General features: G+C 61.9%; 15 protein-coding genes. 8 read left to right on the top strand and 7 right to left on the bottom strand.

Annotation, left to right across the window (positions count from 1 at the left end; translation table 11 throughout):
• Positions 1-16 precede the first annotated feature (16 nt).
• Genes ACOQOT_RS03820 through coxB form a run of 5 tightly spaced genes read right to left on the bottom strand, consistent with a single transcriptional unit; the run spans position 17 to position 4,317 of the window.
• Positions 17-592 (bottom strand): cytochrome c oxidase assembly protein, encoded by a 576-nt coding sequence (locus tag ACOQOT_RS03820; RefSeq protein WP_420561051.1) that lies wholly within the window; start codon positions 590-592, stop codon positions 17-19.
• Positions 589-789 (bottom strand): hypothetical protein, encoded by a 201-nt coding sequence (locus tag ACOQOT_RS03815; protein WP_045445248.1) that lies wholly within the window; start codon positions 787-789, stop codon positions 589-591. The genes ACOQOT_RS03820 and ACOQOT_RS03815 overlap by 4 nt, the downstream gene beginning before the upstream one ends.
• A 10-nt stretch (positions 790-799) precedes the next feature.
• Positions 800-1,753, bottom strand: a complete 954-nt coding sequence (locus ACOQOT_RS03810; RefSeq protein WP_420561050.1) for a heme o synthase — start codon at positions 1,751-1,753, stop codon at positions 800-802.
• Positions 1,754-1,804: 51 nt separating this feature from the next.
• On the bottom strand, positions 1,805-3,406 hold the full coding sequence (gene ctaD / locus ACOQOT_RS03805; RefSeq protein ID WP_420561049.1) for a cytochrome c oxidase subunit I: 1,602 nt from the start codon (positions 3,404-3,406) through the stop codon (positions 1,805-1,807).
• 53 nt (positions 3,407-3,459) lie between these two features.
• Positions 3,460-4,317 carry a cytochrome c oxidase subunit II gene (gene coxB, locus ACOQOT_RS03800; protein WP_420561048.1) on the bottom strand — a complete coding sequence of 286 codons (858 nt, stop codon included), beginning with the start codon at positions 4,315-4,317 and terminating at the stop codon, positions 3,460-3,462.
• Positions 4,318-4,811: 494 nt separating this feature from the next.
• Between coxB and ACOQOT_RS03795 the strand changes: the two genes are divergently transcribed.
• The 3 genes from ACOQOT_RS03795 to ACOQOT_RS03785 all read left to right on the top strand — a co-directional run bounded on the left by ACOQOT_RS03795 (position 4,812) and on the right by ACOQOT_RS03785 (position 7,177).
• Positions 4,812-5,207, top strand: coding sequence for a hypothetical protein (locus tag ACOQOT_RS03795; RefSeq protein ID WP_045445241.1), 396 nt, complete (start codon positions 4,812-4,814; stop codon positions 5,205-5,207).
• 66 nt (positions 5,208-5,273) lie between these two features.
• The gene (gene tldD / locus ACOQOT_RS03790) at positions 5,274-6,698 is read left to right on the top strand and encodes a metalloprotease TldD (protein WP_420561047.1); all 1,425 of its coding nucleotides are present in this window, start codon (positions 5,274-5,276) and stop codon (positions 6,696-6,698) included.
• Positions 6,695-7,177, top strand: coding sequence for an NUDIX hydrolase (locus ACOQOT_RS03785; protein WP_420561046.1), 483 nt, complete (start codon positions 6,695-6,697; stop codon positions 7,175-7,177). Before tldD ends, ACOQOT_RS03785 begins: the two co-directional genes overlap by 4 nt.
• A 284-nt stretch (positions 7,178-7,461) precedes the next feature.
• On the opposite strand, the gene ACOQOT_RS03780 is transcribed toward ACOQOT_RS03785, so the two are convergent.
• A complete protein-coding gene (locus tag ACOQOT_RS03780; protein ID WP_420561045.1) occupies positions 7,462-8,832 on the bottom strand; it encodes a glutamate--cysteine ligase in 1,371 nt (456 codons plus the stop codon).
• A 154-nt stretch (positions 8,833-8,986) separates the two neighbouring features.
• On the bottom strand, positions 8,987-9,781 hold the full coding sequence (locus ACOQOT_RS03775) for a 16S rRNA (uracil(1498)-N(3))-methyltransferase (protein ID WP_420561044.1): 795 nt from the start codon (positions 9,779-9,781) through the stop codon (positions 8,987-8,989).
• Between the two features lie 111 nt (positions 9,782-9,892).
• Here ACOQOT_RS03775 and ubiA point away from each other — a divergent pair, with 111 nt between their 5' ends.
• The 5 genes from ubiA to ACOQOT_RS03750 all read left to right on the top strand — a co-directional run bounded on the left by ubiA (position 9,893) and on the right by ACOQOT_RS03750 (position 13,733).
• A complete protein-coding gene (gene ubiA, locus ACOQOT_RS03770) occupies positions 9,893-10,876 on the top strand; it encodes a 4-hydroxybenzoate octaprenyltransferase (RefSeq protein ID WP_420561043.1) in 984 nt (327 codons plus the stop codon).
• A gap of 133 nt (positions 10,877-11,009) precedes the next feature.
• Positions 11,010-11,183 carry a hypothetical protein gene (locus ACOQOT_RS03765; RefSeq protein ID WP_420561042.1) on the top strand — a complete coding sequence of 58 codons (174 nt, stop codon included), beginning with the start codon at positions 11,010-11,012 and terminating at the stop codon, positions 11,181-11,183.
• A 171-nt stretch (positions 11,184-11,354) separates the two neighbouring features.
• Complete coding sequence (locus tag ACOQOT_RS03760) at positions 11,355-12,014, top strand: TetR/AcrR family transcriptional regulator (RefSeq protein ID WP_045445235.1); 660 nt, start codon at positions 11,355-11,357, stop codon at positions 12,012-12,014.
• A complete protein-coding gene (locus tag ACOQOT_RS03755) occupies positions 12,011-13,042 on the top strand; it encodes a fatty acid desaturase family protein (RefSeq protein WP_420561041.1) in 1,032 nt (343 codons plus the stop codon). Before ACOQOT_RS03760 ends, ACOQOT_RS03755 begins: the two co-directional genes overlap by 4 nt.
• Entirely contained in the window at positions 13,017-13,733 is a 717-nt protein-coding gene (locus ACOQOT_RS03750) for a class I SAM-dependent methyltransferase (RefSeq protein WP_420561040.1), read from the top strand. Before ACOQOT_RS03755 ends, ACOQOT_RS03750 begins: the two co-directional genes overlap by 26 nt.
• Positions 13,734-13,735: the final 2 nt, after the last annotated feature.

The raw sequence follows: 13,735 nt of genomic DNA, 5'->3' as shown, positions 1-13,735 counted from the left end.
TCAAGTTCCAACCAGTTTACTCCGAAGAAGCCTCTTTCTTCGGAAAAAACGTATAGGACAGCGTAATTGTCTTAATGCTGTCGAGCTGCGGATCGTCCGCGATTTCCGGATCGATGAAGAAGGTCACAGGCATATCCACCCGCTGACCCGGCTCCAGCCGCTGCTCGGTAAAGCAGAAGCATTCGATCTTGTTGAAGTAGTAGCCTGCCTGCTGCGGCGTCACGTTGAAGGTCGCCGTGCCGACAATGGGCTTGTCAGAATTGTTATGCGCTTCGTAAAAGGCAAGCCCCGTCTCGCCGATCTTCAGCGTCACCGGCTGGCTTGCCGGTTTGAAATCCCAGGGCATGTCTTTCGACGTATTGCCGTCGAAGCGGATCGTGATCTCACGGTCGAGCACGGAGGCAGAAGCGGCATCCGCCCGGTTCGTGGTGCCGCCATAGCCCGTCACCTGGCAGAAGATCTGATAGAGCGGCACGGCGGCATAAGAAAGGCCGACCATACCGACCGCCACGCCCACGCAAAGGAGCGCGATCTTCAAGCCGCCGGTTCTGTTTTCATATGCCGCTGCCGTCATAGCTTGCGCACCGTTCATATCGACCGCTCGGCGATGTTCCCGCCGAGTTTGACAACCGTCACCAGGAAGAAAAGCGCGATCATCGCCACAAGCACCCAGGCCATTGCCTTTGCCCGCGCCTTGCGCCGGGCATAAAGCTCCGGCGTCCAGCCGGAAGCATCCGGGCGCTCGCTCGGGTTCGTCTCACCCTCGCTTTTCTTTTCTTCACCTTCCATCGCTTCCCCCTTATGCCCCCAGGCCCGGAACGGCGAACGTCAAGCCGGCCGCATGTTCCACGAGCAAGGTTGCAAAAAGCAGGAACAGATAAAGGATGGAAAAGCCGAACAGTGCCTTGGCCCGCCCGTCGGCCTTCTCCCCGTCCCCTTCCACCCAGATGCGGGCAGCAAGCACGAGGAAGAAGATGCCGGCGGCAAGCGTGACCGCGCCATAGACGAGCCCGGCAAAGCCGAGCGCGACAGGCGCCAGGGTTGTTGCGACCAGAAGCACCGAATAAATCAGGATCTGTTTGCGCGTTTCCCGCTTGCCCGCCACGACCGGGAGCATGGGAACGGAAACTTTTTCATAGTCGCCTGCCCGGTAAAGCGCGAGCGCCCAGAAATGGGGCGGCGTCCACATGAAAATGATGAGGAAGAGCGTGATCGATTCCAGCGAGACGGAGCCCGTCACCGCGGCCCAGCCGATCATGGGCGGGAATGCCCCCGCGGCCCCGCCGATGACGATGTTCTGTGGCGTCGAGCGCTTCAGCCACATCGTATAGACGAACAGATAAAAGCCGATGGTCAGCGCCAGAAGCGCGGCGGCGGTCCAATTGACCATGACGCCCATGGCAAGAACGGAGCCGACGGAAAGCGTCGCCCCGAAGCCCAGCGCCTCGCCCGGCTCGATCCGTCCCTCCGGGATCGGGCGCGAGCTCGTGCGGGACATTTCCGCATCGATATCGGCGTCGTACCACATATTCAAGGCGCCCGAAGCGCCCGCCCCCACCGCAATGCACAGCAGCGCGGTGAAAGCGATGACGGGATGGATCGAGCCCGGCGCCACGACGATGCCGACGAGCCCCGTGAAAATCACGAGCGACATCACCCGCGGTTTCAGGAGCTCGAAATAGTCCCGGGCCGAGCCGCCATTATGGCGGGCTTCGGCCTCAAGACGTTCATTCGTGGCAGTAAGATCCGACATATATCCCGCTACTTTGAAAATACTTGTCCGGTTCGGGGCAAGCCCCGCGGGTTATTTAACCCGCGGAAGCTCGCTGAACTGGTGGAACGGCGGCGGAGAGGAAAGTGTCCACTCCAGCGTCGTTGCGCCTTCGCCCCAGGGATTGTCCCCGGCTTTCTGCTTACGGGCCAAGGAAACGGCCATACCGACCAGGAAGACCAGGACGGAGAAAGCAGAGAGGTAGGACCCCCAGGAAGCCACTTCGTTCCAGCCGGCAAAGGCATCCGGATAATCCGCATAGCGGCGCGGCATGCCGGCACGGCCCAGGAAGTGCATCGGGAAGAACACGAGGTTCACACCGATGAACATCATCCAGAACTGCAGCTTGGCGAAGAACTCGTTGTACATGTAGCCGGTGATTTTCGGGAACCAGTAGTACCAGCCGCCGAAGATCGCGAAGACGGCACCCAGCGACAGCACATAGTGGAAATGCGCCACCACGTAATAGGTGTCGTGATAGGCCCGGTCGACACCCGCATTCGCCAGCACCACGCCCGTCACACCACCGACGGTGAACAGGAAGATGAAGGCGATGGCAAAGAGCATCGGCGCGCGGAACGTGATGGAACCGCCCCACATGGTTGCGATCCAGGAGAAGATCTTAATGCCCGTGGGCACCGCGATCACCATGGTCGCCGCCACGAAATAGGCCTGCGTGTTCACGTCGAGGCCGACCGTGTACATGTGGTGCGCCCAGACGATGAAGCCGAGCACGCCGATGGCGACCATCGCATAGGCCATCCCGAGATAGCCGAAGATCGGCTTGCGCGAGAAGGTCGAGACGATGTGGCTGACGATGCCGAAGCCTGGAAGGATGAGAATATAAACTTCCGGGTGGCCGAAGAACCAGAACAGGTGCTGGAAGAGGATCGGGTCCCCGCCGCCTGCCGGATCGAAGAACGTCGTGCCGAAGTTACGGTCGGTCAGAAGCATCGTGATGCCGCCTGCCAGAACCGGCAGCGAAAGCAGCAGCAGGAAGGCAGTGACCAGCACGGCCCAGGCAAAGAGCGGCATCTTGTGCAGCGTCATGCCCGGCGCGCGCATGTTCAGGATCGTGGTGATGAAGTTGATCGCACCCAGGATCGAGGAGGCGCCTGCAATGTGCAGCGACAGGATCGCGTAATCCATGGCCGGGCCAGGCTGACCGCTCGTCGAAAGCGGCGCATAGATGGTCCAGCCGCCGCCCACGCCGTTATTGCCGGGAGGGCCTTCGACGAAGAGCGAAATGAGCAACAGCGCGAAGGAAGCCGGGAGCAACCAGAACGAAATGTTGTTCATGCGCGGGAAGGCCATGTCCGGCGCGCCGATCATCAGCGGCACGAACCAGTTGCCGAAGCCGCCGATCATGGCCGGCATGACCATGAAGAAGATCATCACAAGGCCATGGGCCGTCGTGAAGACGTTGAAGGTATGCGGGTTGGAGAAGATCTGCATGCCCGGCTCATGGAGTTCCAGGCGAATGCCGATCGACAGCGCGCCGCCCACGATCCCCGCCATGATGGCGAAGAGCAGGTACATCGTGCCGATGTCTTTATGGTTCGTGGAATAGACGTAACGCCGCCACCCCGTCGGATGATCTTCGTGACCAGCGTGCGCAGCTGCTTCACCTGCCATCTCTCGATCCCTTCCGTTTCTCTCTCAAATACTGATGTTATCCGGGCCCGGGCTTAGCGCCGCGCGTCCGACGATTGTTCTGCGGACGCCACGGACACGTTCGTGTCCACGCCTGCATATTCCTGCTGCGCCCATTCGGTCCAGGACGCGAATTCTTCTTCCGTCACCACACGCACCTTTATGGGCATGAAAGCGTGGCGGATGCCGCAAAGCTCCGAGCACTGGCCGTAATAGGTGCCGGTCTTGGTTGCCTTGAACCAGGTCTCATTAAGACGGCCGGGCACCGCGTCGATCTTCACGCCGAAAGCGGGAATGGCCCAGGCATGGATCACGTCGGCTGCCGTTACCTGCAGGCGGATGACCTTGTTCACCGGCACGACGACTTCGGTGTCGGTTTCCAGAAGGCGCGGCTGGCCTTCCTTCAGATCGCCGTCTTCGACCATCAGCGCGTCATAGATCATGCCGCCATGGTCCGGGTACTCGTACCCCCAGTACCACTGATAGCCCGTCGCTTTGATCGTCACATCGGCTTCCGGCACCACGACCTGATTGTAAAGGAGGCGGAAGGACGGAATGGCGATCGTCACGAGGATCAGCACCGGAATGATCGTCCAGGCCACTTCGATCAGCGTGTTATGCGTCGTCGTGGAGGGTTCCGGGTTCGACTTGGCGTTGAAGCGCACCATCACGATCAGGAGGAGCGCCAGAACGAAGAGCGAAATGGCGGTGATGATATAAAGCAGCATGTTATCGAACCAGGTCAGCTGCTCCATGATCGGCGTTGCCGCCTGCTGAAAGCCCATCTGCCATTCATGCGGCTGATCCGCGAATGCCGCCATGGACCCCATATCCACCAGTGCCAGCGCGCCTGCCACAAGTGCCCCGAGAAGAGTAAGTACCCGCATCCTCATGCCCATTCCTTGTTTGCCCCACCCCGCGAACGGGGGCGGACAGTCGATTCCCGTCTCACCCGTCTGCCGCGGGTTGCCGGTCTGCCGCCGGTTCCCGCGCGGGTGCGCCGTTTGCCCCGGCCGGGTCCGCCCGGCCATTGCCAAAGGGACCTGCCGCCGGATACGGCGCATTTATGCGTCAAAAATCACAAACCGAGGCGCGCCGCAAGCCATGAGACAGAAAATATCGCCCGGACAGGCTGCCCGCGCGCCTCATCTCCCCCGTGCTTATAGCACCCCTTGAGTCGGAGGGGAGTATAGTCCGCTGAAAGAGGCAGAGGACACGGGCACCGCCCGCCGCGACCTTTTGCCACAATTCTGCCCGGCGTGAACCGGCACGCTCACCCTGCGCGCCCACCCGGTCCCTCTAAACCCCTAAAATAACGGGGGTTTTTTTATCCCCAATCCGTTCTAGACTCATCCGTAACAGATAAGAGCCAAGCGGAGCGGCAGGCATGCGGGACGAAGCGCTGATTCATTTTCATTATGGCCGCCACATCTCGGCAGGGGTGCATCTTGCCCATGAAGGGGCGGCGGCGCCGGATTTGGTCAGCGAAGCTGCCCCATATCTCGATCCCAAACATCCCGGCCGCTGCGTGGTCGGCTTTTGCAGCGCCCATCCCGGCGCCGTCGACGACATCACCAATGCGCCGCCGCGCGGCTGGGAGAATTGGGGATTCGGTGAATGGGACGATTGGTTCGGACGGATCAACGGGGTCTATCTCGTCGATCTGCGTTCGCTCAAGGTAAAGCAGTACCCGCTTTACAGCTGCGCCCCGCTCATCGTGCCCTGCGACCTTTCGGGCCTGCCCGGCCGTCTGGTGCCGGTGGAAGAATGGCTGAAAGCCTGATATCCCCCAATATTCGCTCAAGCGCCCTTAAGGCCCAACGCCCCCTCACACGTAAAGAGACGCCCCATGACCGACAGTGAATTTTTCTTCCAGAAGACCGGCCTCGACCGCGCGAAAGTGGAAAGCACGGTCGGCAAGGCGCTGGCGGACAGCGACGACGGCGAGCTTTACCTTGAATATAAAGTCTCCGAGGCGCTGGGCTTCGATGACGGCCGGCTCAAGACCGCCAATTTCGACACCAATCAGGGCTTCGGCCTGCGCGCCGTGGCAGGCGAGGCGACGGGCTATGCCCATTCCGCCGATTTTTCCGAAGACGCGCTCGCCCGCGCCGCCGACGCGGTGCAGGCGGTGAAACGCGGCTATGCCGGCACGCTCGCCGAGGGACCGAAAGCCACCAACGTCAAACTCTACGGCGACGGCAACCCGCTCGGCGAACAGAGCTTCGAGGAGAAAGTGAAACTCCTCCAGGAAGTAGATGCCTATGCCCGCGCCAAGGACAAACGCGTGCGCCAGGTTTCCTGCTCGCTGGCTGGTGAATGGCAGGTGGTGGAAATCATCCGCGCCGACGGCACCTCGATCCGCGATGTGCGCCCGCTCGTGCGCATGAATGTCTCCGTCGTCGTGGGTGACGGGGACCGCCAGGAATCAGGCTCCTACGGCGTGGGCGGACGCACCGGCTATGCCGCTTATCTTGCGCCCGAAAGCTGGCAGGCGAATGTCGATGAAGCGCTGCGCCAGGCGCTCGTCAACCTTGAGAGCGTGCCCGCCCCTGCCGGTGAAATGGACGTGGTGCTGGGCGCGGGCTGGCCGGGCATTCTCCTGCATGAAGCGATCGGCCACGGGCTTGAGGGCGATTTCAACCGCAAAAAGACCTCCGCCTTTGCCGGGCTGCTGGGTGAGCGCGTTGCCGCCCCCGGCGTCACGGTCGTCGATGACGGCACGATCTCGGACCGGCGCGGCTCGCTTACCATCGACGATGAAGGCACCCCCACTTCCAAGACCGTGCTCATCGAAGACGGCATCCTGAAAGGCTATATGCAGGACCGCATGAATGCCCGCCTCATGGGCATGGCGGCGACGGGGAACGGACGGCGCGAATCTTATGCTCACCAGCCCATGCCGCGCATGACCAACACTTACATGCTGGGCGGCGACAAAGACCCGGGCGAAATTATCAGCTCCGTGAAGAAAGGCCTTTATGCCGTTTCCTTCGGTGGCGGGCAGGTCGATATCACGAGCGGCAAGTTCGTCTTCTCCTGCACCGAGGCCTATATGATCGAGAACGGCAAGATCGGCGCCCCGGTAAAAGGGGCAACGCTCATCGGCAACGGGCCGGACTGCCTGACGAAAGTCTCCATGATCGGCAACGACATGAAACTCGATCCCGGTATCGGCACCTGCGGCAAGGCAGGTCAGGGCGTGCCCGTCGGCGTCGGCCAGCCGACCCTGCGCCTCAATGGCCTGACCGTCGGCGGCACAGCGGCGGGATGATCGATCTCTCCGCGCTTCAACGCGAAGCGGAAGCTGAAGGCTTGAGCCTGTGCGCGGGTGCACTCGTCTTCAACGACAAGGGACAAATCTTCTGCCAACGCCGCTCTCTAACGCGCAAACTCTTTCCGGGCCGGTGGGATATTCTGGGCGGCCATGTAGAGCCTGGCGAAACACTCGAAGAGTGCCTGCGGCGTGAAGTCCTTGAGGAAACGGGCTGGCATGTCACTCGTATCGGAGCGCTCGCCTATCAACACGAATGGGACGAAGAAACGCCGGGCGGCGTTATCCGCGTGCGCGAGCTCGTTTTCATTACCGAAGTTGAAGGCGACTTGACCTGCCCAAAACTCGAAGAGGGCAAGGTGGACGCTTGCGGCTGGTTCGATCTTTCCAATGCGGAAAGGTTGAAAGAAAACCGGTCACCGGACGAACCATCGATCCATGAAATGGTTGTCGCAGCGCTCAAGATGCAGGGGCGTTAAGGCCACTACCCGGCAACATTCTCGCAACGGAGCAGCAGAGTTTCCCCCTGCACATGGTTTCTTCACCAATCAGCACCCAGCCCGGCTGCCAATCTTCCTTGTCGGGATGGATGTCGGCAGCAAGATGGTGGGGCAAGCTGTCTTCCACTTGCCTCTATATCGTCATGGCCCGGCTTGACCGGGCCATCCACGCAAACTTAGCCGTGGCCTTCGTGGCAAGCACCCGTGGATGCCCTGCATAAGGCGGGGTATGACGAAAAGAAAAAGAAGCTTCACGAGCCCACTTAAAATGCGAACTCATCATAGATGGGGGCGACGGTGCCGTTCCAGCGGCCGTGATAAAGATCGAGCAATTCTTCGGCGGGGGTCTTGCCCTTCTCGACGATCTCTTCGATCGATGACAGGAAGATGCGCTCATCCGCGCCGGTGCCGTCCCCTGCCCCGCGCCGCTTCAGGCCTTCCTGGGCCAGATCGAGCATCCGGCGGGCGAGGTCCTGCACCGTGCCGCCGCGGAACGGGGTTTTGAGGCCGAGTTTCGGCACCTCATCGCGCAGGCGCTGGCGTTCTTCGGCGGTCCAATCCTTCACCATATCCCAGGCGGCATCGAGCACGCCGCCATCGTAAAGCACGCCCACCCAGATCGCGGGCAGCGCGCAGATGCGGCTCCAGGGTCCGGCATCGGCGCCGCGCATTTCCATATACTTCTTGATCCGCGCTTCGGGGAAAAGCGTCGTGAGATGGTTCGACCAATCGCCGATGGTCGGCACTTCTCCTTCAAAACCTTTCAGCTTGCCGTCCAGAAAATCGCGGAAGGAAAGTCCCGTCACATCGTGATAGGTGCCGTCCCGGTAAACGAAATACATCGGCACATCGAGCGCGTAATCGACATAGCGCTCATAGCCGAACCCGTCTTCGAAAACGAAAGGCAGCATGCCGGTTCGGTCGCCGTCCGTGTCTTTCCAGACCTCCGAGCGCATGGAAAGGAAGCCGTTGGGTTTTCCTTCCGTGAACGGAGAATTGGCGAAAATCGCGGTGACGATGGGCTGCAGCGCCAGCGAGACGCGCAGCTTTTTGACCATGTCGGCTTCGGAGGAAAAATCGAGGTTCACCTGCACCGTGCAGGAGCGGTACATCATGTCGAGACCCATCTTGCCGGTCTTCTGCATATAGCGCGTCATGATGCCGTAGCGGCCCTTGGGCATTTGGGGAATGTCGGCGCGGGACCAGTCGGGCGTGAAGCCGAGCCCCAGAAAGCCGATGCCGAGCTCGTCGCCCACTTCCTTCACCTGGGCGAGATGATCGTGCACTTCGCCGCACGTCTGATGCAGCACTTCCATCGGCGCGCCGGAAAGCTCGAACTGGCCGCCGGGCTCGAGCGAGATATTGGCGCCCGAGCCTTCCTCGCAAACGAGACCGATCAGCGTCTCGCCTTCCATGACCGGCTGCCAGCCGAAACGCTGCAGACCTTCCAGCATGGCGCGGATGCCGTCCGGGCCGCCATAAGGGACGGCAGTATGATCTTTCAGGCGGAAGGAGAATTTCTCGTGTTCGGTGCCGATGCGCCAATCGCTTTTCGGTTTCTCGCCGGAGGCGAGGTAATTCACCAAATCATCACGGCTTGTAATGGGCTCGGGCCCTGCCACCAAAATGCTCATCTGAACGCCCTTCCACCGTGAAGCGCCGCGGGGTCTTTCTGCCCCTTCCGGCCAGTTGCGCTCATGTAAGGCCAGCCCCTACACGAAACAAGGTTAAATCGCCCGGCCTCGGGGAATTGTGAACCCTGCGGTGAGCGCTGCGTGCTGCCGGCCCCTAGCCATCATCGCCGCGCCAGTCGCCAAGGACAAGTTGCACCGCGGCAAGAGCGGCGACAGCGGCGGTGTCCGCCCGCATGATTCGCGGCCCGAGCGAGAGGGCGCAGGTATCCTCCCGCCCCAGAAGCCGCTCGCGCTCTTCCGGCGCAAAACCGCCTTCCGGGCCGATGAGAAGCGCGAAAGGCCCCTTGCCGCGCTCGCCTTCAAGCTGGGCAAGCGCGCTGCCGGGAGGCGCGCTTTCATCGCAAAAAAGAATGCGCCGCGCCGGGGCCTGCCCGCTCCAGCCGTCCAGCAGTTTTTCAAGCGATTGGGGCTCGCGGAATTCGGGCACGGCAAGCAGACCGCATTGCTCGGCCGCCTCGATCAAATTGGCCTCGATGCGTTCTTCTTTCACCCGGGCCACATTCGTGAAGCGGGTCATGACGGGCTGAATGACGCCGGCGCCCATTTCGGCGGCCTTTTGGACCATGTAATCGAGCCGGGCTTTTTTTACCGGCGCGAAAAGCAGCCAGATATCGGGCAGGCTTTCCTGGGCGCGGGTCATGCGCTCGGGCAAAAGGTTTGCCGCCTTCTTGCGCACGTCCGAAAGCGCGCAGAGCCACTCCCCGTCCCGCCCGTTAAAAGCGAGAATGGGCGCGCCTTCTTTCAGGCGCAGCACATTTAAAAGGTAATGGGCCTGATCGCGGCTGAGCTCCACGGGCGCGCCCGCGGCCAGATCCGCCGTCACATAAAGCCGGGTCTTGCCGGTGGCGCAGCGCTCCGCCGCGCGCTCGACGCCTTCGCTTTTTTCCATCACCATCCTTCCGCGCCCAAAGGACCTCCAGGCGGGCCCGCAACACTCGTTTCTTTTCTCTGGCATGCTATAGATCGGGGCGCATTGCAACGACAGGAACCTGCCCACGCCATGACGCAGAATGCCGAGCCTTCCCGAAACGCCGATCAGGCCGTCGCCGATGCCATGCCCGCAAACTGGGTGGACCGCTGGGCGCCGCGCGCTACCCGGCCCTATTTGCGGCTGATGCGGGCGGACCGGCCGATCGGCTCCTGGCTTTTGATGTGGCCTTGCTGGTGGTCGGCGGCGCTGGCGACGCAGGCGACGGGCACCTTGCAGGACGGGCGCCCGCTCGGCACCTTTCCCGATCCCTGGTTTCTTTTTCTCTTTGCGCTCGGCGCCATCGTCATGCGCGGGGCGGGCTGTACCTATAACGACTTTGTCGACCGGGACATTGACGGCTCGGTGGCACGCACGCGCTCGCGGCCCATCCCGTCCGGCGCGGTGAGCCCGAAAGCCGCCGTCACTTTCGCGGTGCTTCTCTCGCTGACCGGCTTTCTGGTGCTCATCCAGTTCAATCCCTTCACCATCGGCCTCGGCATCGCCTCGCTCGGCATCATTGCCGTCTATCCCTTCATGAAGCGCATCACCTATTGGCCGCAGATCGTGCTGGGGCTTGCCATGAACTGGGGGGCGCTGATGGGCTGGGCGGCGGTGACGGGCTCCCTCGCCCTTGCCCCGGCCGTGCTCTTTGCCGGGGCCATTGCCTGGACCATCGGCTATGACACGATCTATGCGCATCAGGACCGGGAGGACGATGCGCTGCTCGGGCTGAAATCCACCGCCCTGAAATTCGGCGCGCGCACCAAGCCCTGGCTCTGGCTCTTTTACGGCATCACCGCGCTGTCCTTCATCGGGGTGGGGCTTCTGGCCGGGCTCGGCGCGGGCTTTTATCTCGTGATCGGCTTTGCCATCTGGCATCTCTTCCGCCAGATCACCCGGCTCGATATCGACAATGGCGCGCGCTGCCTGGCGCTTTTCCGCTCCAACCGCGATCTCGGCATCATCGTCTTCATTGCCATTATCGCGGGCAGCCTCGGCCCGCCGCTTCTCTAACCTCTGGACGCCCACCCGGTGAAAATGCCGCAGGCGCCCACCCTTGCGGAATGCTGCGGTGCATCCTATATGCTGCAATGCAACATGCCGCTCTAACCAGCGGCTCCGAGAAATCATCAAAGAGAGGTGTGCCATGTTCAGAGAATGGCTCCATGGCGCCGCCATCGCCGCCGGGTTCTTTGCCGGCCTTCCCTATTGGCAGGCCGCCGCGGACACCCAAGACCGCGACGCCGCGCCCAAAGGCAAAACCGAAGCGACCCAGCGCGAAGACGGGGCCGGGTTTATCCCCGCCCTTGCCGCCGACTGATCGCCGCCCTTTCCGGGCTGCCTTCGCCCCCATGGGCATATAATCCTGAACCCCGGTTCACATCTGAGCCGGGGTTTTCCATGCCCGAACAGTGAACCTCGTTTCATTTATTGCCATTTTTATTCAAGCGAACTACCATTCACCGGATTTTAGGTGAATGGAGGTTCAGTCTTGGCTTATCGCAGAACCGAGGCGGTCGCTCAGCGGCTTGCGGAAAACCGGCGGCGGATCATCAATGCCGCCCGCGAACTCGTGCTGGAAGGCGGCTTTGCCAGCGCTCAGATGGCACCGGTCGCCGAACGGGCGGGCCTCGCCACGGGCACGCTCTACCGCTATTTCTCGGCCAAGGACGAGCTTTGCCTGCAGGTCTTCCGCGAGGTTTCGGCCCGCGAGATGAGCATTTTGAACGCCATCGCCTCCAAAACCGCCCCGGCCCCGACGCGCCTTGAACAAGTGGTGCGCACGTTCGCCACCCGGGCCATTCGCGGGCGCAGGCTTGCCTATGCGCTGCTCGCCGAGCCCGTGGACAATGCCATTGCCGAAGAGCGCTGGCGCTTCCGGCGCACCCATGCCGATATTTTCACCCGCGTCATTCAGGACGGGCTGGAAGAGGGAAGCTTCGAAGTGGCGGATGCGCGCCTTGCAGCCACCTGCATTGCCGGCGCCGTACCCTCCGCACTGATCGGCCCGCTCGCGCCTGAAAGTCACGAGCTTGACGGCAACGGCGATCACGTTATCGACGCTATCGTACAATTCTGCCTGCAGGCGGTCGGCTATCAGGGCAAGATGACCGGCCAGGGCCTTGCCAAGGATCAAAGGGTGACAGCATGAGCACGGCACGCATCAATACCAGCGAGCTTTTGAGCCCCTCCCAGCTTGCCGAAGTGCGCGAGCGCTCGAACCTGCGCGGCATCTGGCTCGTCCTTCATGCCTGGGGCGTGATCTTCGGCTCCATGGCGCTTTTCGTCTGGATGCCCAACCCCCTCACCTTCCTGCTTGCGGTGATGCTGATCGGCGCGCGCCAGCTCGGCCTTGCCATCCTCATGCATGACGGGGCGCACGGGAACCTGACGGAAAACCCGAAGCTCAATATGTTTCTCAGCCAATGGCTCTGTGCTTACCCCATGGGCGCGGAAACCATGGCTTACCGGCGCTATCACCTGCAGCACCATATGAACACGCAGCAGGAAAACGACCCGGACCTCATTCTCTCCGCGCCCTTCCCCATTACGAAGAAGAGCTTCCGGCGCAAAATGATCCGTGATCTGACGGGCCAGACGGGCTACCAGCAGCGCAAATCGCAGATCATGAATGCGCTCGCCCTCGGCAAACAGGGCATGGACATGAGCGCAAAGGACCGCGCTCTCCATTACTGGAACAAGCTCGGCCGCGCCACGCTTGCCCAGGCCATCCTCTTTGCCATTCTGGCAGCAAGCGGGCATTGGTATCTTTATTTCGCGCTCTGGGTCTTGCCGCTTCTCACCTGGCATATGGCGATCACGCGGGTGCGCAACATTGCCGAGCACGCCATGGTGCCGGACAATGACGATCCTTTCCGTCAGGCCCGCACGACGCTGGCAAGCCCCCTGGCGCGCGCCTTCATTGCGCCTTACTGGGTGAATTACCACGTCGAGCATCACCTTTTGATGTGGGTGCCCTGCTACAACCTGCCCAAGACACGCGCCTATCTCATCGCCAATGGCTATGGCGATAAGATGGAAAGCAAGAAGAACTACCTCGAAGTGCTGCGCATGGCGACCTCGCGCCCCGATGACGAAGACGGGCCGGGCAAACTCGTGCATAATGCGCGCCGCCGGGTGGCCGGCACGTTCGATGAAGGATTTTCAAGTGCCAATTGAGGCCGAACAAGACACAGAACCAGCGGCGGGACGGATTGGCGATCCCGCCGCTTTTATTTTGCGCGAGACGGAACTGCTCACCCCGCCGCTGATCCCGGAAGTCACGCTGCATCTGGCAAGCGACTGCCTGCCGCTGTGGGAGTTGACGGAAGAAGAGCTGGCCGAGCGCGGGCTGCCGCCGCCCTTCTGGGCTTTCGCCTGGGCAGGCGGGCAAGCGGTCTCGCGCTATATTCTTGATCATCCGGAAACCGTGCGCGGCAAACGCGTGCTCGATTTCGGCTCGGGCTCCGGCCTGTGCGCCATCGCCGCGCTGAAGGCGGGCGCGGCGGAAGTGCTCGCCGCCGATATCGACGTCTTTGCCTATGAAGCGATCCGGCTCAATGCAAAAGCGAACGGCGTTACGCTCACCGCCACCCGCGCAGATCTCGTCGGCACGCCTTGCGCGGACTGGGACACCGTGCTGGTCGGCGACATGTGCTACGAGCAGCCGCTTGCGGGCCGCATCGAGGCCTGGCTGCGCGGGCTGATGCGCGAAGGCAAGCAGGTCCTGATCGGTGATCCGGGCCGCACGTACCTTCCCAAAGAAAACATCGACAAGCTCATCGCCTATGCAGTCAAAACCGACCGGCGCCTAGAAGACCTCGATGTGAAAAACACCGCTGTCTGGCAGCTCGTGGCGCGCCCTTCGTAATT

Source organism: Tepidicaulis sp. (assembly GCF_965222285.1).
GTDB lineage: Bacteria > Pseudomonadota > Alphaproteobacteria > Parvibaculales > Parvibaculaceae > Tepidicaulis.
The sequence above is the reverse complement of the archived record's forward strand: the minus strand, read 5'-3'. Positions and strand labels throughout refer to the sequence as shown.

Coding starts and splice junctions, on each gene's coding strand:
- ACOQOT_RS03820 (WP_420561051.1), bottom strand. CDS start 592: ATGAACGGTGCGCAAGCTATGACGGCAGCGGCATATGAAAACAGAACC.
- ACOQOT_RS03815 (WP_045445248.1), bottom strand. CDS start 789: ATGGAAGGTGAAGAAAAGAAAAGCGAGGGTGAGACGAACCCGAGCGAG.
- ACOQOT_RS03810 (WP_420561050.1), bottom strand. CDS start 1,753: ATGTCGGATCTTACTGCCACGAATGAACGTCTTGAGGCCGAAGCCCGC.
- ctaD (WP_420561049.1), bottom strand. CDS start 3,406: ATGGCAGGTGAAGCAGCTGCGCACGCTGGTCACGAAGATCATCCGACG.
- coxB (WP_420561048.1), bottom strand. CDS start 4,317: ATGAGGATGCGGGTACTTACTCTTCTCGGGGCACTTGTGGCAGGCGCG.
- ACOQOT_RS03795 (WP_045445241.1), top strand. CDS start 4,812: ATGCGGGACGAAGCGCTGATTCATTTTCATTATGGCCGCCACATCTCG.
- tldD (WP_420561047.1), top strand. CDS start 5,274: ATGACCGACAGTGAATTTTTCTTCCAGAAGACCGGCCTCGACCGCGCG.
- ACOQOT_RS03785 (WP_420561046.1), top strand. CDS start 6,695: ATGATCGATCTCTCCGCGCTTCAACGCGAAGCGGAAGCTGAAGGCTTG.
- ACOQOT_RS03780 (WP_420561045.1), bottom strand. CDS start 8,832: ATGAGCATTTTGGTGGCAGGGCCCGAGCCCATTACAAGCCGTGATGAT.
- ACOQOT_RS03775 (WP_420561044.1), bottom strand. CDS start 9,781: ATGGAAAAAAGCGAAGGCGTCGAGCGCGCGGCGGAGCGCTGCGCCACC.
- ubiA (WP_420561043.1), top strand. CDS start 9,893: ATGACGCAGAATGCCGAGCCTTCCCGAAACGCCGATCAGGCCGTCGCC.
- ACOQOT_RS03765 (WP_420561042.1), top strand. CDS start 11,010: ATGTTCAGAGAATGGCTCCATGGCGCCGCCATCGCCGCCGGGTTCTTT.
- ACOQOT_RS03755 (WP_420561041.1), top strand. CDS start 12,011: ATGAGCACGGCACGCATCAATACCAGCGAGCTTTTGAGCCCCTCCCAG.
- ACOQOT_RS03750 (WP_420561040.1), top strand. CDS start 13,017: ATGAAGGATTTTCAAGTGCCAATTGAGGCCGAACAAGACACAGAACCA.